We start from the raw sequence: 19,719 nt of genomic DNA, 5'->3' as shown, positions 1-19,719 counted from the left end.
TCCCACGGATGAAGGAACACTGCATGGCATGGGCATGGCGGCATGGAAAGGCATGGGCATTGGCGGGCGCGATGAGTGTACTGGCCGGCTGCGGCGCGCAGGACACGCCGGCGCAGGCCACCCCGGCGGATGCAGCGGCGACGGCGGGCCCAGCGGATGCGGCCCCCGGTGTCGCCGCCACGCACGCGTGCATGATCGCCGGCGAGTTTTCGCTCCTCGGCCAGGTCATCCGTTCCCGCGACTGCGTGCAGACCGCGGGTGCCTCCACCGAAGCGCAACTCAAGCGCGTGTGCGAGGGGTTGGCGCAGACCTCGGCGCAGATGGGCGGCAAGGCGGGCGAGATCACTTACATGGACGCCTGTCCAGCGCCGGCGCAGGGCAGTTGCCGGCGCCTGTTCGGCCAGGATTTCGACGGCTTCTACTACGAGCGTTCGGCCGACGACCTGGCCGGCCTGCCGGCCAGCTGCGCACAGGGCGGCGGTACCTGGAAGGCCGACTGACCGCGGCCGCGCCGGCGCCGCACGCCCAGCCGCTGCCTGCCTGGCGCGGTGCCGGGCGCGGGCGGCCGATGCGCCGTCCAGCGCCATTGGCGCGGTCCGTGCCGAGCCGTGCGCGTGGCTGCCCGCGCCCCGGGAAGGCTGCCGCTGCGGTGCGCCGGCCGCGTTCAGCCGCGCGGCGGCGTACCTGGCCGACAACGCCACGCCGGCGACGGCGCGGTGAACCGGTGCACCGCGATTGCGTTGGCCATGCGCTTCGCGCAAGCTCTGGGCTTCTTCATTCCTGGTGACCGTCCATGCAAGACAACATCATCCAGATCATGCCCGCGGCCGGCTGGGTGGCCGTGTTCGACGAAGACGGCGAGGAGAGCGCGCAGGGCGTGGTGTGCTTCGCGCTGGTGGAAAGCGCGATGAAGCGCGAGGTGCGGGCGATGATCGCCGACGGCGCCCAGATCGGCTTCGCCGATGCACTGCCCAACTTCGTGCGGGTGCAGGAGCTGGACGCGTTCGAGGAAGAAGACGACGAGGACGAGGAAGACGAGGACGAGGAAGAAGACGAGGCGTGATGCCCGCGTCGTACCTTTTTTCCCGTGCCATCGCCGGCCCACCCCGGTGATGCCATCGCCCGCCACGGCGTCGGACACGTTGTTCGACGACGCCTTCGCCTACAAGCGCTGGGCGATGCAGCGCACGCTGGAGGCGATACGCGCCGTGGACGCACGGGCGTTCCCCGCCAGCGTCGCCTTCGCGCGGCAGCAGTTGAACCACATCGTGATCGTGGAGGAACTGTTCCGCGCGCGGCTGCTGGGCGAGGCGCCGCCGCATGCGGCCACCAACAGCGCCGAAGTACCGGCCCTGGAGGCGCTGGCCATGCGCCTGGAAGCCTCCGACCAGTGGTATGCCGCCCATCTGGCCGCGCTGGCGCCGGCGCAATGGGACCAGGCGCTGCGCTTCCGCTTCGCCGACGGCCGCGACGGCTGCATGACGCGCCGCGAAATCCTGTTCCACGTGCTCAACCACGCCACCTACCACCGCGGCGCCATCGGCCATGCGCTGGACCGGGCGGGGGTGCCGCACCCGGCCGATACCTATACGGTGTTCATCCACCAGGCCCAGCCGCAGCGACGCGCCGGCACGATGCCCGCCGATCCGGATGCAGGCCCGCCGACGACGCGGTAAGGTACGCGCCCGCACGCCGCCGCGCCGGTGTCACGACACACCCGTACATGCTGACCGATCCATTCGACAGGGAGCACCTCTGGCATCCCTACAGCGCGCTGGGCCATGCGCCGCCGGCGCTGAAAGTGGCGCGTGCCGATGGCGTGCTGCTGGAGCTGGCCGATGGCACCCGGCTGATCGACGGCATGGCCTCGTGGTGGTGCGCGATCCACGGCTACAACCATCCGCAGCTGAACCAGGCGGCGATCGAGCAGCTCGGGCGCATGGCGCACGTGATGTTTGGTGGGCTCACCCACGAACCGGCCATCGCCCTGGGCAGGCAGCTGCTGGCGATGGTGCCGCAGCCACTGGATGCGATCTTCTATGCCGACTCCGGCTCGGTGTCGGTGGAAGTGGCGCTGAAGATGGCGATCCAGTACCAGGCCGCGCGCGGCCGACCCGGCCGCCACAACATCGCCACCACGCGCTCGGGCTACCACGGCGATACCTGGAACGCGATGTCGGTGTGCGACCCGGTCACCGGCATGCATGGGCTGTTCGGCGCGGCGCTGCCGTCGCGGCGCTTCGTGCCGGCGCCGGTCACGCCGTTCGACGGGGCCTGGGACCCGGCCGAGATCGCACCGCTGGAACGCCTGTTCGCCGACCACGGCGACGAGCTGGCCGCGTTCATCATCGAGCCGGTGGTGCAGGGCGCCGGCGGCATGCGCTTCTATCACCCGCAGTACCTGCGCGAACTGGCACGGCTGTGCCGCGCCCACGACGTGCTGCTGATCTGCGACGAGATCGCCACCGGCTTCGGCCGCAGCGGCCGGCTGTTCGCCTGCGAACATGCCGGCATCGCGCCGGACATCCTGTGCATCGGCAAGGCGCTGACCGGTGGTTACCTGACCCTGGCCGCGACCCTCACCCGCCGCGACATCGCCGACACCATCGCGGCCGGCGAGGCCGGCGTGTTCATGCACGGGCCGACGTTCATGGCCAATCCGCTGGCCTGCGCGGTGGCGCTGGCGTCCACCCGACTGCTGCTGGCGCAGGACTGGCAGGGCAACGTGCAGCGCATCGAACAGGTCCTGCGCGAACGACTGGCGCCGGCGCGCGCGCTGCCGCGGGTGGCCGACGTGCGCGTGCTCGGCGCCATCGGCGTGATCGAGCTGACCGCGCCGCTGCGGCTCGAGCGCATCCAGCGGCGCCTGCTGGACCTGGGCATCTGGCTGCGTCCGTTCGGGCGGCTGGTGTACGCGATGCCGCCTTACGTGATCGACGACGAACAATTGCGGCGGCTGTGCGATGGCATGGTCGCGCTGGTGGAAGGACTGCAGGACGAGGACATGCGGGCATGAACGGCGAGGTGATTTTCGTCGGTGGCATCGACACCGAGATCGGCAAGACCGTGGTCACCGGCTGGCTGGCGCGGCAGTGGCTCGACCAGGGCAGCGAGGTGATCACCCAGAAGCTGGTGCAGACCGGCTGCGTCGGCGCGTCGGACGACATCCTGCTGCACCGGCGGCTGATGGGCTGTGGCCTGTTCGAGGAGGATCGCGACGGCACCACCATGCCGGCGCTCTATGCCTACCCGGCCTCGCCGCACCTGGCGGCGCGGCTGGAGGGGCGCGCGCTGGACCTGGACGTCATCGGCGCCGCCACCGCGCGCCTGCGCGCGCGCTACGCCACGGTGCTGGTGGAGGGCGCCGGCGGGCTGCTGGTGCCGCTGACCCCGGACCTGCTGACCCTCGACTACGTGGCCCGGCAGGGCTGGCCGGTGCTCCTGGTCACCTCGGGGCGGCTGGGCAGCATCAACCACACCCTGTTGTCGCTGGAGGCCATCGCCGCGCGTGGCGTCGCCCTGCACGGCATCGCCTGGAACAGCCGCGACGACGGCAGCGACGAGGTCATCGCCGCCGAAAGCCGCCGCTACCTGCGTGGCTGGATGCAGGCGCGCTTCCCGCAGGCGCACTGGTACGACGTGCCGCTGCTGGCGCTGGATTGAGCCTCCCGCGCGCCGGAAATGCCGCCGGCCCTTGAAAAACCCGGTGGTCGTCGCGATATTGCAGGATCGAGCAACGACAAAGAGAGGGCTTATGGAAGCCGTCACGACTGGAATGGTCCAGTGCATGAAGTGCAATACGGTGTATCAACCCGCGATCAAGGTGCTGGAGAGCGTCTGCCCGATGTGCCTGTCGATCAAGACCGCACCGGTGCCGGCCGAACAGGCACGCGGCACCCCGGCCGCCCTGCACTGAACCGCAACTGCGCTGTATCCCGCGGGCCAGGTCATCGACCTGGCCTTTTCATTTGCATCGCGCCGGGCCGGGCGGCTTACTCGCCCTGGTACTGCTTCTCCTCGACCAGCGCCGAGCCGGCGACGTGGTTGATCGCGTTCTTGACCGCCACGCGCTCGCCGTTGGTGCCGTAGACGCCGCGCGCCAGGGCGATGAACGCCTCGCCGAAGTCCTGCGCGGTTTCCTTGGCCCGCAGCTGGTCCTGGATGTCCCACATGCGCTCGTTGATCGCCTTGAGCTGCTGCTTGAGCGCGGCCAGTTCCGGGCGCGCGGCCTGCTGCTGCAGCCACAGCGGCCACAGCCCGTCCAGTTCGGTGCGCACGTTGTCCAGCTTGGCCGCGTCGGTGATGCGCTCGGCCTTGATTTCGAGGATGGTGATCTTGTCGATCAGTTCGCCGATCGATACCGGGGTGAGGATGGTCTGCACGTGCATGCCGCCGAAGAAAGTACGGGCGCCATGATAGCGCCCCGGCCCACGGCGCCGCCCGGGCGGAAGTTGCCGATGAACCGATGCCGGCGGCGCCGCGCCGATGCCGGCACAATGCCGCTTTGCCCTGTGCGGAGATCCCGATGCCGATGCCCCCGATCCTGCGGCTGCCTGCCGCCGTGCTGCTGCTGTGCGTGGCGTCCTCCGCCTGGGCCGCCGCGGCCACCGACCTGGCGCGGCTGCAGGGCGCGTGGCAGCTGCGGTCGGGCGAGTCGCTCGATGGCGACGGCGCGCGCATGGACTATGCCAGCCAGGGCCTGGCCGGCACCAAGGTACTGGCCGACGGGCGTTTCGCCTTCACCAGCACCCGCAACGGCGTGTTCTGGGCCGCGGGCTCGGGCACCTACGAGGGCGACGCCACGCGCTACCTGGAACGGCCGCTGATGGCGTCCTATCCGCTGCAGAACGGCGGCAGCTACGAATTCCGCTACACGCTGGAAGGCGACACCTGGACGCTGGAGCGCTGGAACGGCGGGCGCATGGTCGAGCGCGAAGTGTGGACGCGGGTGGGCCGGTAGCGCCGATCGCGCCGCTGCCGGTCGGGTGGATGCGCGGCTTGCCGCGCCTGGGGCTTCACCGGGAATGCTGGATGCGGGGGCAAGCCCCCGCCTTCACGGGTCCTGCCGTGGCGGAAAGCCGGCGTCGTCCAGCGCCGCGGTGAAGCGTTCGGCCGGCTGCGCCGATTCGATGTGCACGCGCTTGCTGGCCAGGTCGATCGTGACCGTCGCGGCCGGGTCCACGTCCTTGATGGCGGCGGTGACGCTGCGCGCGCAGCCGCCGCAGGTCATGTTCTCGATATGCAGGTTCATGGCGGTTTCTCCTTGAGGGGAGGGCAGTCTGGGGCTTGCCATGGTGGCAAGGTCAAGGGGCGGCGCGAGGAGTGAGTGAAGAGGAGTGAGAAGTGAGAAAAAGCCAAAGCGCAAGCAATGCCGCTCTCTCTCACCTCTCACTCCTCTTCACTCACTCCTCGCCCCTTGACCTTCCCATGATGGGAAGCTTCAAGATGCCGCCATCATGGACAACGCCAGGTGAGCCGGTGATGACCCCGAACAGCCAGAACCCCGCCGCCGAGGGCGGCATGACGCAGACCCTCGCGGTCGAGGGCATGACCTGCGCGTCGTGCGTGGGCCGGGTGGAGCGCGCGCTGGCCGCCGTGCCCGGGGTGGCCAGCGCCGCGGTCAACCTGGCCACCGGCCGCGCCACCGTGCGCGGCGACGGCGTGGACCGGCAGGCGCTGGTGCGCGCGGTGGAGAAGGCCGGCTACGCGGTGTCCGCGCCGGCACCGCTGGAACTGGGCATCGACGGCATGACCTGTGCGTCGTGCGTGGGCCGGGTCGAGCGCGCGCTGGGCAAGGTGCCCGGCGTGCTTTCGGCCAGCGTCAACCTGGCCACCAGTCGCGCGCAGGTGCATGGCGACGCCACGCTGGATCCGGCCGCGCTCCTCGCCGCGGTCGCCAGGGCCGGCTACGAGGCGCGCGTCCTGCAGGCGGCCGTGGACGAGGACCGGGAAGCGCAGCGTCGCGACGCGGAACTGCGTGGGCTCAGCCGCGACCTGCTGCTGGCCGCGGCGCTGACCCTGCCGGTGTTCGTGCTGGAAATGGGGGCGCACCTGGTGCCGGCGTTCCACCACGCCATCGCCAGCACCCTGGGCACGCGCAACAGCTGGCTGCTGCAGTTCGTGCTGACCACGCTGGTGCTGGCGATCCCGGGCCGCCGCTTCTACCGCGCCGGCATTCCCGCGCTGCTGCGCGCCGCGCCGGACATGAATTCGCTGGTCGCGGTCGGCACCCTGGCCGCCTATGGCTTCTCGCTGGTGGCGACCTTCCTGCCGCGGTTGCTGCCGGCCGGCACGGTCAACGTGTACTACGAGGCGGCGGCGGTCATCGTCACCCTGATCCTGCTCGGGCGCATGCTCGAGGCGCGCGCCAAGGGCCGCACTTCCGAAGCGATCAAGCGCCTGCTCAGGCTGCAGGCCAGGACCGCGCGGGTGCGCCGGGACGGCGGCGCGGTGGAAGTGCCGCTGGCGCAGGTGGCGGCCGGCGACGTGATCGACGTGCGCCCCGGCGAGCGCATCGCCGTCGACGGCGAGGTGGTCGACGGCGACAGCTACGTGGACGAATCGATGATCACCGGCGAGCCGGTGCCGGTGGCCAAGGCGGCCGGCGCGCGCGTGGTCGGCGGTACCGTCAACCAGACCGGCACGCTCGGGGTGCGCGCCACAGCCGTCGGCGGCGCCACCGTGCTGGCGCAGATCATCCGCCTGGTGGAACAGGCGCAGGGCGCCAAACTGCCGATCCAGGGCCTGGTGGACCGCATCACGATGTGGTTCGTGCCGGTGGTGATGGGCCTGGCGCTGCTGACCTTCGCCGTGTGGTGGGCATTCGGTCCATCGCCGGCGCTGACGTTCGCCCTGGTCAACGCGGTGGCCGTGCTGATCATCGCCTGCCCGTGCGCGATGGGCCTGGCAACGCCGACCTCGATCATGGTCGGCACCGGCCGCGGCGCCGAACTGGGCGTGCTGTTCCGCAAGGGCGAGGCGTTGCAGCTGCTGAAGGAAGCGGCGGTGGTGGCGGTGGACAAGACCGGCACCCTGACCGAAGGCCGGCCGCTGCTGACCGACCTGCACGTGGCCGGCGGTTTCGACCGCGAACGCGTGCTCGCGCAGGTGGCCGCGGTGGAAGACCGCTCCGAGCATCCGATCGCGCGCGCGATCGTCGGCGCCGCGCAGGCCGAAGGCCTGGCGCTGCCGCCGGTGCAGGCGTTCGAATCGGTCACCGGCCATGGCGTGCGCGCGCAGGTGGACGGGGTGCGCGTGGACGTCGGCGCGGACCGCTTCATGCGTACGCTGGGGCTCGACGTGGCGGCGTTCGCCGAGGTCGCCACGCGGCTGGCCGGCGAGGGCAAGACCCCGCTGTACGCCGCCATCGACGGCACCCTGGCGGCGATCATCGCCGTTTCCGATCCGGTCAAGGCCGACACCGCCGCGGCCATCGCCCACCTGCATGCGCTGGGGCTGAAGGTGGCGATGATCACCGGTGACAACCGCCGCACCGCCGCCGCCATCGCCCGCCAGCTCGGCATCGACGAGGTGGTCGCCGAAGTGCTGCCGCAGGGCAAGGTCGAGGCGGTCAAGCGGCTGCAGGCCGCGCATGGCCGCCTGGCCTATGTCGGCGACGGCATCAACGACGCGCCGGCGCTGGCCGCGGCCGATGTGGGCCTGGCCATCGGTACCGGCACCGACGTGGCGATCGAGGCGGCCGACGTGGTGCTGATGTCCGGCAGCCTGCAGGGCGTGCCCAACGCCATCGCGCTGAGCCAGGCGACGATGCGCAACATCGGCCAGAACCTGTTCTGGGCGTTCGCCTACAACACCGCGTTGATCCCGCTGGCGGCCGGCGTACTGTATCCGTTGTGGGGCGTGCTGCTGTCGCCGGTGTTCGCCGCCGGCGCCATGGCGCTGTCCTCGGTGTTCGTACTGGGCAATGCGCTGCGGCTGCGGCGCTTCGCGCCCTGATCCTGCCCGGCGGCGACGGAGACGACGATGCAAGACGTGATGAACATCGGCCAGGCCGCCAGGGCCACCGGCATCTCGGCCAAGATGATCCGCTACTACGAGGACAACGGGCTGATCGGCCCGGTCGCGCGCAGCGGGGCCGGCTACCGCGTCTACGGCCCCCGCGACATCCACACCCTGGGCTTCATCAAGCGCTCGCGCGACATGGGCTTCAGCGTCGAGCGCATCGGCGAACTGCTGCAGCTGTGGCGCGACCGCTCGCGCCACAGCGCCGACGTCAAGCGCATGGCGCTGGCGCATGTCGAGGTGCTGCAGCAGCGCATCGCCGAGCTGCAGGACATGGTCGCCACCGTCCGCGCCCTGGCCGACTGCTGCGCCGGCGACGAGCGCCCGGACTGCCCGATCCTGAGCGATATCGCCAGCGGTGCCCCGCTGCACCGCCGCTCGCGGCAAAGCACGCGGCCGACGAACCGTGGCACGGCGCGCGCGTGCCAGAAAACGCCTGAATAGAGGCCTAAAAACGCGTTGCAGTGCGCCTCGCGATTTCAGGAAGGGTTGGGCTGGATAACGGAAAAATTACATCCGGACGCAGGCAGCCGACGAGCCGCCGCGCCACCAGACAGTAATTCCTGAAGGTGTACCCCCATGAAGACTTCCCTGATTGCCCTGGCCCTGGCGGCCGCCCTCCCGTTCGCCGCTTCCGCTGCCGACAACCTTTCCTACAACTATGTCGAAGGCGACTACGTCAAGACCGACGTGTCCGGTCCCGATGCCGACGGCTGGGCGCTGAAGGGCTCCTGGGCCTTCCACCCGAACTTCCACGTGTTCGGCGACTTCACCCAGCAGAAGGTCGACCACACCGACGCCAAGTTCGACCAGTGGCGCATCGGCGCCGGCTACAACCGCGCCATCGCGACGAGCACCGACCTGGTCGCGCGCGTGGGCTACCAGAAGTTCGACCCGCACCACAGCAACCTGGACTTCGACGGCTACAACGCCGAAGTGGGCCTGCGCAACGCGTTCGGCGAGCACGTCGAGGTGTATGCCTTCGCCGGCTACCAGGACTACACCAAGAAGCACGGCGTCAACCCGGATGGCGCGTTCTACGGCCGCCTGGGCGGGCAGGTGAAGTTGAACCAGAACTGGGGCATCAACGGCGACATCAAGATGGACCGCCACGGCAACAAGGAATGGTCGGTCGGCCCGCGCTTCAGCTGGTAAGCAGCCCGCGCACGGCGTAACAGGAAAAAGCCCGGCGATGCCGGGCTTTTTCCTTTATGCACGTGGCTGCGCACGCGGCGGCGGCGCGCCGGTTGTTGCTGCCGTTATGCGCCGCGCACGCGCGCGGTCAGGCCCTTGAGGAAGTTGCGCAGCAGCTGGTCGCCGCAGGCGCGGTAATTCTTGTGGTCCGGCTGCCGGAACAGCGCCGACAGCTCCGGCTTGGACAGCGGAAAGCCGGCCGCGGCGAAGATCGCGTGCATGTCCACGTCCTTGAGCTGGAAGGCGACGCGCAGCTTCTTCAGCACCAGGTTGTTGGTGATGCGGGCCTCGGGCGCGCGCTGCGGCTGCGAATCGTCGCGGCCACGGAAGTGGTAGATCAGCCCGTCGAGGAAACGTGCCAGCGCGGCGTCCGGGCAGGGCTCGAACAGCGGCTCGTCGTCCCGCCGCAGGAAGTCGTGCACCTGCGCCGGGTCGACATCGAACGCCGGGTCGGCCAGGTGGATCAGGTCCACCACGTGCCTGTCGCCCAGGTCGAGCATGTAGCGGATGCTGCGCAGTACGTCGTTGTTGATCATCACCACTCCGGAACGGCCGTGGCGCCACTGCCCGGCAAGATGCACAGTGTAACGCCGGCGCCCGCCGGCGGCCGGTACACTCGCTGGCCGATCGCCTTGCCGCCGCGTCATGCACCCTCCGGTTCCTGCTGCTTTTTCCACCGCCGTTCCGGCACCGGCCCGCGCCTGGCGCACGCCGCGCGCGGGCCAGGCGCGCCGTCCCGCCGCCGGCGTCGGCCAGCCCATGGGCACCTGAGCGGATGGGACTGCGCGCCATCCTGCACCTGTGCCTGCACGCGGTGGTGCCCGCACTGCTGGCATGGATGTTCTGGCGGCCGCGGTTCGGCCGCGCCTGGGTGCTGTTGCTGCTGGGCTGGGTGATCGACCTGGACCACCTGCTGGCCGATCCGATCTACGCGCCGGACCGCTGCAGCATCGGCTTCCACCCGCTGCACACCGCGCCGGCGGCGGCCGTCTACGCGGGATTGCTGTTGCCGCGCCGCACCCGGCTGTTCGGCATCGGCCTGCTGCTGCATCTGGCGCTGGACGCGATCGATTGCGCCTGGATGCGCTGCGGCGGTTGATGCCGGCCATGCCGGCTGCCGGGCAGCGCGGGCTTACCAGCCGTACCAGGGGCCCGGGCCGTAGCCGAACGGACCCACGCCCTTGCCCTGGCTGACATGGATGTTCAGGTCCACCCGGCGGGTCTTGCCCTCGTCGGTGGTGTAGTTCTTGCCGAGATTGATGTCGGCCGCGCTCCAGTGGCTGTTGCCGAACGCCTTGGAATAACCGATGCCGGTGCTGAGGGTGCCGTGCACCTGCAGCTTGTCGTCGGTGACGGTCGCGGCGGCCGCGTCGCGTCGCGGCTGCGGACCGCTGTGGTCGCCGTAATAGGTGCCTGGCGCGTCGGCCTGGTAGGACGGGTCGTTGAGGTAACGCAGCGGCGCCTGCGGCACGCTCAGGTCCAACGCGCCCGGCGCGGTGTCCGCCGGCTGCGCCGCCGCCAGCGGCGAGGCCAGCAGGCAGGCAAGCATCATGGGGAACCGGTTCATCGCGCGGGTGCTCCTGGCGGGGGCGGTCATGGTGGCAGGTGGGACACGCCGACGCTAGCGCGGCGGCGGTGAACCGGGGCTGTCGCGGCCGGGTGGCTCAGCCCAGCCGCCCGAACCCGAACAATCGCGCCAGGCGGTGCCGGCGCCGCTCGATGGCGGCGCGCAGCAGGCCGGCGCCGAGCATCGAGTAGGTGATGCCATTGCCGCCGTAGGCCATGGCGAACAACACCCGCGGCCCCCACTGCGGATGCGCGCCGAAGAACGGCAACCCGTCGCGGGTTTCAGCGAAGGTCCCGGCCCAGGCGAACGCCGGGGTCAGCGCCAGCTGCGGGAACAGCCGCTGCAGCTTGTCGGCCAGCCGCCGCGCCTTGCGTTCCACGCGCGCGTCGCGGCGCGCCGGGATGTCCAGCGCGTCGTCCTCGCCACCCACCAGCAGCCGCAGGTCGGCGGTGCTGCGCAGGTACAGGTAGGGGCGCGCCGATTCCCACAGCATGGTCCGGCGCAGCGGCCCCAGCGCCTCGGCCGGCAGCGGGTCGGTGACGAACGCGTAGCTGCTGCGGTTGCGCGCCACGCGCTGCTCCAGCCACTGCTGGTTGGCATAGCCGGCGGCCAGCACCACGTGCCCGCATCGTACCTGGACCCCCTCACTGGTGGTGGCCACCACCCCGCGCGAGGTCGGGCGCAGGGCGCTGATGGTGGTGCGGTCGAACACCTGCATCCCGTTCCGCTGCAACCGCGCCAGCAGCCGGTGCGCCATCCGGTAGGGGTCGATGCTGGCGGCAAGGTCGCTGAGGATCGCTGCCGGCGCGCTGAACCCGTAGCCGTCCTCGACGTCGCCGGGCTCGAGCCAGCGCACGCCGAAGCCGTGTTTCCTGCGCAGCGCATATTCGGCATGCAGCGCGCTGCGGTGGCGGCGGCGGCTGGCGTAGTACAGGCTGTCGGCACGGCGGAAATCGACCCCGCGCAGGTCCGTGGCCAGCGCCTGCAGCTGGCCGATGGCGTCGGCGCAGGCACCATAGGCCAGCACCGCGGCGTCCTCGCCGTAGTCCGCGGCCAGCTCGGTCATGTGGGTGTCGATCTCGTACTGCAGCAGCGCGGTACTGGCGGCGCTGGAGCCCCAGCCGATGTCGCGCTGCTCGACCACCGCCACCTCGTGCCCGTGCCGGGCCAGCTCGTCGGCGATCAGTGCGCCGGTGATGCCCCCACCGACCACCAGCACGTCGCAGCGCAGCGCCTGCGCCAGCGGCGGATAGGCGTGCATCAGGCCGTTCCTGACCGCCCAGAAGGGATAGCCGCTTTTCAGGTCCATGCGCGGGTTCCGCCGGCCGGCTCAGGCGGTGGGGTGGCCGGTATGCGGCGTGTGGATCAGCCGGTCCACGTCGAAGCCCTGCTGGCGCGCATAGGCGATGTAGTGCTGGCGGGTGATCTCGTCCATGCGTGGTTCGCGCGACAGCAGCCACAGGTACTTGCGGTCGGGGCTGCCGACCAGCGCCGCGGTATAGGCGCCATCGACCAGGATCACCCAGTAGTCGCCCTTGGTGAAGGGAATCCAGCGCAGGCCCTCGGGCAGGAAGCTCACCTCCAGGCGGCTGTTGGAGGCGTCCACCGGCTTGGCCTGGCCGATCGCTTCTTCCAGCTCGCCGCCACGCAGGCAGCGGTTGCGCACGCGGATGCTGCCGTCGTCGTCGAGCGTGTAGTGCGCACTGACGTCGGTGGCGTCCTCCGGTTCATGGCGCATCGGCAGGCGGTCGATCTCGTACCAGGTGCCCAGGTAGCGCGGCAGGTCGAGGGCGGGGACGGTGGGCAGCGGTGGGTGGTCCATGACGGCTCCTTTCCGGGCAGGGGGGTGCAGCTATAGGGCAGCGGCGGTGAATGCGGCGTGCGCAGCGGCCGCGCCGCACCCCCGGGGCGGCATGCCTGCGCTAGGCTTGCGCTACCGAAAACGGGAGACGCACATGTACGCGGTGATCCTTCTCACGGACCCGGAGCGCTACGCGCGCGAGCGCTGGGAGCAGGTGCCGGATCTGGTCGAGTACGCGGGCGCCAGCTACTCGCTGCGCGCCGGGCCGCGGCAGCCGCTGGCCACCGACCGGCAATGGGACCCGGTGGCGGTGTATGCGCCCGACGAGCTCACCGAGGAGGAATTCCAGGACCTGTACGCCACGCACCGGCCGCACGTGGCCGAGCTCGGCCTGAAGTACTGACGGTCGCGGCGCGGGTGGCGCGCCGTTTGCGGAGCGTGGACGCGCGCTGACTTATAGTCCGCACACGCGCGGTGGTCCGCGCATGCCCGCCGGTCCACCGCCTTGTCCCTCCGCCACCGTTTCCCGTTGCTGCGCATGCTGTTGCTGGTGTTCCTGCTGCTCGGGAGCGGGGTGACGACGGTGGCCGTCGCGGCGGTCGACACGGCCACCGCCGCGGCATCGCCGCAGGCGCGCATCGGCCAGGCCGAGCGTGCGCTGCAGGCGGTGCGCCGCTCGCTGGACGACGCCGACGCGCCGGAGACCCTGCGCACGCTCTCCGAACAGGCGCTGCAGGCCAAGCGTGACGCCGATGCCGCGGTGGCCGCGCTGGTGCCGCAGCTGGAGCAGGTCGATGCGCGCATCGCCCAGCTCGGGCCGCTGGACGACGGCGCCACCGAGGAACGCAGCATCAGCCGCCAGCGCGGCATGCTGGACCAGCAGCGCAGCCAGCTCGACGCGGACATCAAGCGCGGCAAGCTGCTGGCCGAGGATGCGCGGCAGCTGAGCGATTCGATCGAGAAGACGCGTGCGCAGCAGTTCGGCGAGCAGCTCGGGCGCAAGGTCGGTTCGCCGCTGTCGCCGGCGCTGTGGCGACAGTTCGCCGCCAGCCTGCCCGACGACCTGGGGCGGCTGCGGGGGCTGTACCGGCAGGCGGCGGGCGGATTGCGGACCGCCGTGGCCGCGCATGGCTGGACCACGCCGCTGCTGGGCGCCGGGCTGGCCTTGCTGATGCTGTTCCCGCTGCGCCTGTGGCTGCGCCGCCTGGGCCGCCGCTACGCCGCGTCCGATCTTGCCCCGGCCGGGCGCCTGCGCCGTTCCGGGCTGGCGGTGTGGCTGCTGCTGGTCGGTACCCTGCTGCCGGGGCTGGCGGCGATGGGGGTGGTGGCCAGCCTGCACGGGATCTCGGCGATTCCGCCGCGGCTGGAGTCGGTGGCCGACACCTTCGTCATGGCCAGCTTCGTGGCCGCTTTCTATGCCGCGTTGGCGGCCGCGCTGCTGGTGCCGCACCGCCCGTCCTGGCGCCTGCTGGGCATCGATGACGTGGCCGCGCTGCATCTGCGCCGGTTCGCCTGGGGCGCGGCGGGCCTGACCTGGATGTCCGCGCTGCTGCGCGAGATCAACCGCTCGGCGCGGACCTCGGAGGTCAGCACGGTCACGCTCGACGGCGTGGTCGCGTTGAGCTACGTGGCGCTGATCATGGCCGCGCTGGTGACCCTGGCGCGGCTGCACCGGCGCCGCGCCGCCGAAGCCGCGCTGGCCGAGCAACAGGCGGGTGCCGCGAACGACGGCAAGCCGCCGCGGGCCACCCGCAGCGGTTGGCTGGTGCTGGCGCGGCTGGGCGGCCACCTGACCGTGCTGGCGGCGCTGGTGGCCACTTTGCTGGGCTATCTCAACTTTGCCCTGTTCGTCGCCCAGCAGATGGTGTGGGTCACCGTGGTGGTGATGGCGGTCGCGCTGCTGACCCGCTTCGCCGACGACCTGTCGCTGTGGCTGTTCGCGCCGGACAGTGCCTTCGGCCGCACCCTGCGGCTGTCCACCGGCGTGTCGCCGGCGCGGCTGGAGCAGGCCGGCGTGCTGCTGTCGGCCGCGCTGCGCATCACCCTGGTGCTGCTGGGCGTTGCCGCGGTGGTGGTGTGGTTCGGCAATACCGCGGCGCTGACCGCCTGGCTGGACACGCTGAATACCGGCCTGAAGATCGGCGGGCAGACGCTGCGCCCGGTGGCGCTGCTGTGGGCGGTGGTGGTGCTGCTGCTCGGCCTGGGCCTGATGAAGGTGCTGCAGCAATGGCTGGTGGATACCTGGCTGCCGAAGACCGGCCTGGATACCGGTGCGCGCAATTCGATCAGCACGGTCGCCCGCTACCTGGGCATCGCGCTGGCGGTGCTGTGGTCGCTGGCCACGCTGGGCATCGGCTTCGAGAAACTGGCGCTGCTGGCCAGCGCCTTGTCGGTGGGCATCGGCTTCGGCCTGCAGGCGATCACCCAGAACTTCGTGTCCGGCCTGATCCTGCTCGCCGAGCGCCCGGTGAAGATCGGCGACTGGGTGAAGATCGGCGACCAGGAGGGCGATATCCGTCGCATCTCGGTGCGCTCGACCGAGATCCAGGTGGGCGACAAGTCCACGCTGATCGTGCCCAACTCGGAGCTGATAACCAAGACCATCCGCAACATGACGATGGCCAACGCGCTGGGCCGCGTGCAGATCCAGTTCTCGGTACCGCTGGGCGCCGACGTGGGACGCGTGCGGCAACTGCTGCTGGACCTGTTCGCCGGGCATGAGAAGGTGCTGGCGGACCCGGCGCCGTCGGTGTTCATCGACTCCATCAGCGGCGGCCTGGTGGCGCTGAACTGCTTCGCCTACGTGTCCAGCCCGCGTGCCGTATACGGCGTGCGCTCGGACCTGCTGTTCGAACTGCTGCGCGCCACCGCCGAGCAGGGCATCGCGCTGGTGACCCCCACCGACGTACGCGTCCTGCACGCCGATCCACAGCCCGGCGACCCGGCGCATTGAACCGCTGGCGCCGGCGACACCCGTCGCCGGGCGGCGTCGGCCGGGTCCACGGCAGGGGCCGCGTGGCGGCTCAGGAACGCGGGCGGGCGCGGATCGCCGGCACCAGCGCGTAACGCTCCACCGCCAGGGTCTCGGCGTGGCCCAGCCAGGCACGTATCTCCAGGTCGTCGATCTCCTCGTCCAGGCCCAGCGGCAGGCGGATGCGGCCGTCGCTGTCCGGCTGCACCCATTGCTGGGCGACGACCACCTTGCGCTGCGGCGACACCGCCTCGACCCAGAATGCGCGTGCCGGGCGCTGGCTGGCGTACAGCTCCAGCACGTACTGGCCGGGACGGGTGGGGTGCGCGGTGCGGCTGATCATGCGCGACTGGCGCACGCTCGGGCGTGGGCCATGGAACGGCTCCAGCGGCGCGTCCACGGCGATGCCGCGGCGCAGCTGCGCGTCGCGGTACAGGCGCATGCCCTGGTCGCTGTCCACCAGCAGCGCGCACCAGTCGCCGTCGGCCGAGGCGTCCTCGAACGCGGTGCAGCGGTCCACATAGGCGAGGCGGTGGCTGGGGTCGGCCTCGTCGAAGCGGCGCGAGGTGTTTTCCAGGTACACCGACTCCAGCGCCCACTGCGCGTCGTATTCCAGCAGCACCGGCGGCTGCACCTTCTGCACGCCGACCAGCACCTGGTCGCCTTCCAGGCGCAGCACGCGGGTCTGTTCGCCGAGCCACAACGAGCGCGCGAACGCGCGGTAGCGCGCATAGTCGGACGGATCGGCCTTGAGCGCGGCGACGCTGGCGCTGGCCGCGCGTGGCGTTGCCAGCAGCGAGCGGCCGAAGCCGATCGCGTCGATTGCCGGATCCAGCAGCTGCAGCAGCGTCGCGCCCGAATCCAGGGTGGTCCCGGCGCTGGCGGCCAGCTGGCGCGGGGCGATGTCCTTGCCGAGGAACAGCAGCAGGTTTTCGCGCTGCAGGGTTTCCAGCACGTGGCTCAGGTCGTTGGGCATGGCCAGGTGGTCGGAGGCGACCACCACCAGCGTGTCGTCGCCGAACTCGCTGGCGCGGATGCGGTCCACCAGCCGCGCGATAAGCCGGTCGGTGCACTTGAGCGCATTGAGCAGGCCGATGTCGCCATGCGCGCTGCGGTAGCGCGTGCCCTTGCACGCCACCGGCAGGTGCCCGGCCGGATGGTGGGTATCCATGGTCAGCGCGGTGAGCATGAACGGCTGGCCGGCGCGCGACAGCTCGATGAAGCGGTCGTAGGCGAGTTCCAGCAGCACGTCGTCGTGGATGCCCCAGTTCGAGAAATGCCGGGCAGCGACGCGCTGCTGCCGGAACCAGGCCAGGTCGCGGATGTCGTCGTAGCCGTGGCTGGCAAGGAAATCGGCCTTGGCCGCGAACTGGCCGTTGGCGCCGCCCAGGTAATGGTTGCTGTAGCCCTGCTGTTTCAGATAGTCGCCCAGGCAGAACGCTTCCGGCAGGAAGCTGCCCATGCGGCCCATGCTGTTCTCGTCGCCCTGCGCGGTGGTCAGCGGCACGCCGCACATCGAAGACACCAGCCCGGCGATGGTCCAGCCGCTGCCATCTGCCGAGGCGATGCCGCGCAGGTCCAGTGCCTGCCCGGCCAGCCGTTGCAGGTTCGGCATCAGCCCGGGGAACACGCGCTCGTCCAGGTAGGTGCGTTCCAGGCTTTCGCCGTAGATCCACACGATGTTCCTGGCACGCGCCAGTGCCCGCGTGGGAACCACGTACTCCGGCGCCACCGCGCTGTAGTCGACCGGCTTCATCTGCTGGTACATGCGCCGCGCGTCGCCGTACAGCGGGCTGCCGACGACGGCGGCCACCAGCAGCGCCGCGAATGCCGCCGTCAGCAGGCCGCCATGGCGTGGCCGGTGCAGGCGCCGCACCCGCACCAGCAGCAGTGGAACCAGCGAAAGCACCGCCAGTACCGCGAACGCGGCGATATACCCGGTGAAGTCGCCGACGCCCGCTCCTTCCATGTCGCTGCGCAGGTGGTAGAGCGTGGCCGAGTTGATGCCATCACCGCTCAGCCGGTCGATCAGCCACCACCCGCTGAACGCCAGCAGCGTCAGTGCCAACAGTGCCGCCTTGAGCCGCGCCAGCACGGGCGTACACAGCAACAACAGGAACAGGGCGGGCAGGTACAGCCAGAAAGTCCAATGCATGCGGTCGCTTGGGTAGTGGAGACGGAAGGCGCCTTCGCACGGGGAGCAAAGGCGCGATCCACAGGCCCATGTCAGGCTCATGAAACGTGGATGACGGAAATCATGCACAGACGAACCTGACTGGAATGTTTGCACGAAGCGGCATGGCGCATGCCGCGAAACCGCGTCCATTCAGCGGCATGGATTCCCGCGTGCGGGGCATGCGCGCACCACGCACACACCGCGCGGACGCGTGCGTTTACCGGTGCGCAATGACGCACGGCATCCGCGCGGCGGTGTCGCCGCGCAGGCGTTCAGCGGTGCCCGCGTTCCTCGCGCGCCCGCGCACGGGTACGGCGGTCGAACAGCAGCGCGCTGACGATCAGGCCCAGGCCGATCACCACGCCGACCAGGAACAGCAGCATCGCGAACGCCGGGTAGCCGAACAGCGAGAAGCGGCTGGGCACGCGCATCAGCAGCACCGACGACAGCAGCAGCGCGGCGGTGATCAGGCCGGCGGCGATGCGGTTGGCGACTTTCTGGATGTTCTCCATCAGCCGCGATTCCTCCAGCCCGGTGACCTTCATCTGCAGCCGGTTCTCGGCCACCAGGCTGAGGATGTCGGACACCCGCCGCGGGCCGGTGCGCAACAACTGCTGCAGTTCCATCGCCTCGCTGGCGACGTTGGCCATCGACAACGACTTGACCAGACGCGCGCGCATCACGTGCTGCAGCTGGCGCTCGACCACGCTGCGTGTATCCAGCTCCGGTGCCAGCAGCCGGCACGCCCCTTCCAGGTTGAGCAGCGCCTTGCCCAGCAGGCTCAGCTCCGGCGGCGTGCGCAGGTCGCAGGCGGTGGCGATGCGCACGATCTCCAGGACCACGCGGCCCTCGGACAGGGTGTCGTTGGCGGCATAGCGGGCAATCATCTGCCCGGTCAGGCGCAGGTAGCGCTCCTCGTCGTAGTCCTCCAGGCGCGTGCTGATGCCGATGATTTCGTCGGCCACTTCCTCGCCACGCCCGTCCACCGCCGCGAACAGCACCTTGAGCAGCCGTTCGCGCAGGCGCGGCGGCACGTGCGCGACCATGCCCAGGTCGAACACCGCCAGGCGCTGGTCGTCGGTCACCCGCAGGTTGCCCGGATGCGGGTCGGCATGGATCTCGCCGTGCACGAAAATCTGGTCCAGGTAGCCGCGTACCAGCGCCGCGGCCAGTGGCTGCATCGACTGCTCGGTGCGGCGCACCGGCGGAATCGCGTCCACACGCACGCCATGCACCAGTTCCATGCTCAGCACCCGCCGCCGGCACAGGTCCCACAGCGGCTGCGGCACCCACAGCTCCGGATACGGTGCCAGGTGCTGGCCGAAGCGCGCCAGGTTCGCCGCCTCCGCTTCGTAGTCCAGCTCCATGCGCAGGGTGGTGGCGAACTCGTCCAGCCAGTCGGCGAAGCGCACGCGGCGGCCGACCCGGGTCAGGTGGTCGGCGGCGCTGGCGAAGCTGCGCAGCACCGCGATGTCCGAGCGCAACTGCGCGGCGACATCGGGCTTCTGCACCTTGATCGCCACTTCGCGGCCATCGTGCAGCACCGCGCGATGGACCTGGGCGATGGAGGCGCAGCCCAGCGGCTCCGGGTCGAACACGGCGAACAGCTTGCCGACCGGCGCCTGCAGCTCTTCCTCGATCACCGCGCGCACCTGTTCCACCGGGATCGGCGCGACCTGCTCCTGCATGCGCTCCAGCGCGGCCACGTACTCCAGCGGGATCATGTCCGGGCGCGTGGACAGCACCTGGCCGAGCTTGACGAAGGTCGTCCCCAATGCCTCCAGGTCGGCCACGAACTGCGCCGGATCGGCATCATCGGGCAGCCGGGTGCTGGGCGGTGGCTCGCCGTCCAGCTGCAGCCCGGAAAACACCCCCGAATTGCGATAGCGCAGCAGCAACCGCAGGATCTGCTGGCGCCGGCTCATGCTGCCGACGGTGGCGGGCGCGGCCGGATCTTGTTTCGCAGCGGTCAAGGCGTTCTCCCGTAC

General features: G+C 70.6%; 20 protein-coding genes. 12 read left to right on the top strand and 8 right to left on the bottom strand.

Going from position 1 to position 19,719, the window contains the following annotated elements; genetic code table 11:
* Positions 1 to 59 precede the first annotated feature (59 nt).
* From B1L07_14360 to B1L07_14340, 5 genes are all read left to right on the top strand, one after another.
* Positions 60 to 500 (top strand): hypothetical protein, encoded by a 441-nt coding sequence (locus tag B1L07_14360; protein ID AUZ56074.1) that lies wholly within the window; start codon positions 60 to 62, stop codon positions 498 to 500.
* A 293-nt stretch (positions 501 to 793) separates the two neighbouring features.
* Positions 794 to 1,063, top strand: a complete 270-nt coding sequence (locus tag B1L07_14355; protein AUZ56073.1) for a hypothetical protein — start codon at positions 794 to 796, stop codon at positions 1,061 to 1,063.
* A 49-nt stretch (positions 1,064 to 1,112) separates the two neighbouring features.
* Entirely contained in the window at positions 1,113 to 1,676 is a 564-nt protein-coding gene (locus B1L07_14350) for a damage-inducible protein DinB (GenBank protein ID AUZ56072.1), read from the top strand.
* Positions 1,677 to 1,726: 50 nt separating this feature from the next.
* Entirely contained in the window at positions 1,727 to 3,016 is a 1,290-nt protein-coding gene (locus B1L07_14345; protein ID AUZ56618.1) for an adenosylmethionine--8-amino-7-oxononanoate transaminase, read from the top strand.
* Positions 3,013 to 3,663 (top strand): dethiobiotin synthase, encoded by a 651-nt coding sequence (locus B1L07_14340; GenBank protein ID AUZ56071.1) that lies wholly within the window; start codon positions 3,013 to 3,015, stop codon positions 3,661 to 3,663. The genes B1L07_14345 and B1L07_14340 overlap by 4 nt, the downstream gene beginning before the upstream one ends.
* 329 nt (positions 3,664 to 3,992) lie before the next feature.
* On the opposite strand, the gene B1L07_14335 is transcribed toward B1L07_14340, so the two are convergent.
* Positions 3,993 to 4,388: a hypothetical protein gene (locus B1L07_14335; protein ID AUZ56070.1), complete on the bottom strand. Its 396-nt coding sequence runs from the start codon at positions 4,386 to 4,388 to the stop codon at positions 3,993 to 3,995.
* A 137-nt stretch (positions 4,389 to 4,525) separates the two neighbouring features.
* Between B1L07_14335 and B1L07_14330 the strand changes: the two genes are divergently transcribed.
* Positions 4,526 to 4,960 (top strand): hypothetical protein, encoded by a 435-nt coding sequence (locus tag B1L07_14330; GenBank protein ID AUZ56069.1) that lies wholly within the window; start codon positions 4,526 to 4,528, stop codon positions 4,958 to 4,960.
* Between the two features lie 93 nt (positions 4,961 to 5,053).
* Here B1L07_14330 and B1L07_14325 read toward each other — a convergent pair whose 3' ends face one another.
* The gene (locus tag B1L07_14325) at positions 5,054 to 5,251 is read right to left on the bottom strand and encodes a hypothetical protein (protein ID AUZ56068.1); all 198 of its coding nucleotides are present in this window, start codon (positions 5,249 to 5,251) and stop codon (positions 5,054 to 5,056) included.
* Positions 5,252 to 5,481: 230 nt separating this feature from the next.
* On the opposite strand from B1L07_14325, the gene B1L07_14320 reads away from it, so the two are divergent.
* The 3 genes from B1L07_14320 to B1L07_14310 all read left to right on the top strand — a co-directional run bounded on the left by B1L07_14320 (position 5,482) and on the right by B1L07_14310 (position 9,177).
* Complete coding sequence (locus B1L07_14320) at positions 5,482 to 7,956, top strand: copper-translocating P-type ATPase (GenBank protein ID AUZ56067.1); 2,475 nt, start codon at positions 5,482 to 5,484, stop codon at positions 7,954 to 7,956.
* Positions 7,957 to 7,995: 39 nt separating this feature from the next.
* Entirely contained in the window at positions 7,996 to 8,466 is a 471-nt protein-coding gene (locus B1L07_14315; protein AUZ56066.1) for a Cu(I)-responsive transcriptional regulator, read from the top strand.
* Positions 8,467 to 8,601: 135 nt separating this feature from the next.
* Positions 8,602 to 9,177 carry an Ax21 family protein gene (locus B1L07_14310; protein AUZ56065.1) on the top strand — a complete coding sequence of 192 codons (576 nt, stop codon included), beginning with the start codon at positions 8,602 to 8,604 and terminating at the stop codon, positions 9,175 to 9,177.
* Positions 9,178 to 9,281: 104 nt separating this feature from the next.
* Here the strand turns inward: B1L07_14310 and B1L07_14305 are convergent, their stop codons facing one another.
* A complete protein-coding gene (locus tag B1L07_14305; protein ID AUZ56064.1) occupies positions 9,282 to 9,752 on the bottom strand; it encodes a hypothetical protein in 471 nt (156 codons plus the stop codon).
* Between the two features lie 239 nt (positions 9,753 to 9,991).
* On the opposite strand from B1L07_14305, the gene B1L07_14300 reads away from it, so the two are divergent.
* On the top strand, positions 9,992 to 10,315 hold the full coding sequence (locus tag B1L07_14300) for a hypothetical protein (protein AUZ56063.1): 324 nt from the start codon (positions 9,992 to 9,994) through the stop codon (positions 10,313 to 10,315).
* 33 nt (positions 10,316 to 10,348) lie between these two features.
* Here B1L07_14300 and B1L07_14295 read toward each other — a convergent pair whose 3' ends face one another.
* The 3 genes from B1L07_14295 to B1L07_14285 all read right to left on the bottom strand — a co-directional run bounded on the left by B1L07_14295 (position 10,349) and on the right by B1L07_14285 (position 12,605).
* Positions 10,349 to 10,783, bottom strand: a complete 435-nt coding sequence (locus B1L07_14295; GenBank protein ID AUZ56062.1) for a hypothetical protein — start codon at positions 10,781 to 10,783, stop codon at positions 10,349 to 10,351.
* A gap of 97 nt (positions 10,784 to 10,880) precedes the next feature.
* The gene (locus B1L07_14290) at positions 10,881 to 12,092 is read right to left on the bottom strand and encodes an amino acid oxidase (GenBank protein ID AUZ56061.1); all 1,212 of its coding nucleotides are present in this window, start codon (positions 12,090 to 12,092) and stop codon (positions 10,881 to 10,883) included.
* A gap of 21 nt (positions 12,093 to 12,113) precedes the next feature.
* A complete protein-coding gene (locus B1L07_14285) occupies positions 12,114 to 12,605 on the bottom strand; it encodes a hypothetical protein (GenBank protein AUZ56060.1) in 492 nt (163 codons plus the stop codon).
* 133 nt (positions 12,606 to 12,738) lie between these two features.
* On the opposite strand from B1L07_14285, the gene B1L07_14280 reads away from it, so the two are divergent.
* The gene (locus B1L07_14280) at positions 12,739 to 12,987 is read left to right on the top strand and encodes a hypothetical protein (protein AUZ56059.1); all 249 of its coding nucleotides are present in this window, start codon (positions 12,739 to 12,741) and stop codon (positions 12,985 to 12,987) included.
* A 135-nt stretch (positions 12,988 to 13,122) separates the two neighbouring features.
* Complete coding sequence (locus B1L07_14275) at positions 13,123 to 15,537, top strand: Ion channel protein (protein AUZ56617.1); 2,415 nt, start codon at positions 13,123 to 13,125, stop codon at positions 15,535 to 15,537.
* A 70-nt stretch (positions 15,538 to 15,607) separates the two neighbouring features.
* Here the strand turns inward: B1L07_14275 and B1L07_14270 are convergent, their stop codons facing one another.
* The gene (locus B1L07_14270) at positions 15,608 to 17,710 is read right to left on the bottom strand and encodes a phosphoglycerol transferase I (protein AUZ56058.1); all 2,103 of its coding nucleotides are present in this window, start codon (positions 17,708 to 17,710) and stop codon (positions 15,608 to 15,610) included.
* Between the two features lie 293 nt (positions 17,711 to 18,003).
* Complete coding sequence (locus B1L07_14265; GenBank protein AUZ56057.1) at positions 18,004 to 19,656, bottom strand: ABC transporter substrate-binding protein; 1,653 nt, start codon at positions 19,654 to 19,656, stop codon at positions 18,004 to 18,006.
* Between the last annotated feature and the right edge of the window lie 63 nt (positions 19,657 to 19,719).

Source organism: Stenotrophomonas acidaminiphila, from assembly GCA_002951995.1.
Lineage (GTDB): Bacteria > Pseudomonadota > Gammaproteobacteria > Xanthomonadales > Xanthomonadaceae > Stenotrophomonas > Stenotrophomonas acidaminiphila_A.
The sequence above is the reverse complement of the archived record's forward strand: the minus strand, read 5'-3'. Positions and strand labels throughout refer to the sequence as shown.

Bases quoted from the DNA above. Each gene is read 5' to 3' on its own strand.
- B1L07_14355 (AUZ56073.1), top strand. From the start codon at position 794: ATGCAAGACAACATCATCCAGATCATGCCCGCGGCCGGCTGGGTGGCC.
- B1L07_14350 (AUZ56072.1), top strand. From the start codon at position 1,113: ATGCCATCGCCCGCCACGGCGTCGGACACGTTGTTCGACGACGCCTTC.
- B1L07_14340 (AUZ56071.1), top strand. From the start codon at position 3,013: ATGAACGGCGAGGTGATTTTCGTCGGTGGCATCGACACCGAGATCGGC.
- B1L07_14335 (AUZ56070.1), bottom strand. From the start codon at position 4,388: ATGCACGTGCAGACCATCCTCACCCCGGTATCGATCGGCGAACTGATC.
- B1L07_14330 (AUZ56069.1), top strand. From the start codon at position 4,526: ATGCCGATGCCCCCGATCCTGCGGCTGCCTGCCGCCGTGCTGCTGCTG.
- B1L07_14325 (AUZ56068.1), bottom strand. From the start codon at position 5,251: ATGAACCTGCATATCGAGAACATGACCTGCGGCGGCTGCGCGCGCAGC.
- B1L07_14320 (AUZ56067.1), top strand. From the start codon at position 5,482: ATGACCCCGAACAGCCAGAACCCCGCCGCCGAGGGCGGCATGACGCAG.
- B1L07_14315 (AUZ56066.1), top strand. From the start codon at position 7,996: ATGAACATCGGCCAGGCCGCCAGGGCCACCGGCATCTCGGCCAAGATG.
- B1L07_14310 (AUZ56065.1), top strand. From the start codon at position 8,602: ATGAAGACTTCCCTGATTGCCCTGGCCCTGGCGGCCGCCCTCCCGTTC.
- B1L07_14305 (AUZ56064.1), bottom strand. From the start codon at position 9,752: ATGATCAACAACGACGTACTGCGCAGCATCCGCTACATGCTCGACCTG.
- B1L07_14300 (AUZ56063.1), top strand. From the start codon at position 9,992: ATGGGACTGCGCGCCATCCTGCACCTGTGCCTGCACGCGGTGGTGCCC.
- B1L07_14295 (AUZ56062.1), bottom strand. From the start codon at position 10,783: ATGAACCGGTTCCCCATGATGCTTGCCTGCCTGCTGGCCTCGCCGCTG.
- B1L07_14290 (AUZ56061.1), bottom strand. From the start codon at position 12,092: ATGGACCTGAAAAGCGGCTATCCCTTCTGGGCGGTCAGGAACGGCCTG.
- B1L07_14285 (AUZ56060.1), bottom strand. From the start codon at position 12,605: ATGGACCACCCACCGCTGCCCACCGTCCCCGCCCTCGACCTGCCGCGC.
- B1L07_14280 (AUZ56059.1), top strand. From the start codon at position 12,739: ATGTACGCGGTGATCCTTCTCACGGACCCGGAGCGCTACGCGCGCGAG.
- B1L07_14275 (AUZ56617.1), top strand. From the start codon at position 13,123: ATGCTGTTGCTGGTGTTCCTGCTGCTCGGGAGCGGGGTGACGACGGTG.
- B1L07_14270 (AUZ56058.1), bottom strand. From the start codon at position 17,710: ATGCATTGGACTTTCTGGCTGTACCTGCCCGCCCTGTTCCTGTTGTTG.
- B1L07_14265 (AUZ56057.1), bottom strand. From the start codon at position 19,656: ATGAGCCGGCGCCAGCAGATCCTGCGGTTGCTGCTGCGCTATCGCAAT.